The following is a 246-nucleotide window of genomic DNA, read 5'->3' as shown; positions in this document are numbered from 1 at the left end:
AGAATGGCGCGTCCGCAACGATGTCGTCACCCCAAACGGCAAGGTAACCGTCCGCTATGCAAGTAAGCTTTACCAACTTGGCATCGGGCGAAAATACACCGGCGAAACCATCCTTATGGTCATCACCGACAACCATGTCACCACATCATTAAAAGAAACTGGCGAGATCATCACCGAGCACTACATCGACACGTCTCGCAATTACCAAAAACCTTATTGGAAGAAAGGCCAGCCACCCCTGACCTA

At 50.4% G+C, this 246-nt stretch carries 1 pseudogene; it reads left to right on the top strand.

Features of this window, described 5'->3' with window-relative positions:
• A pseudogene (locus tag CYJ76_RS11445) lies at positions 1 to 246 on the top strand (IS481 family transposase); the annotation flags it as partial.

Source organism: Kytococcus schroeteri (genome assembly GCF_002847825.1).
Lineage (GTDB): Bacteria > Actinomycetota > Actinomycetes > Actinomycetales > Dermatophilaceae > Kytococcus > Kytococcus schroeteri.
Note: the sequence above shows the minus strand (reverse complement) of the source record. Positions and strands in the feature narration are given on the sequence as shown.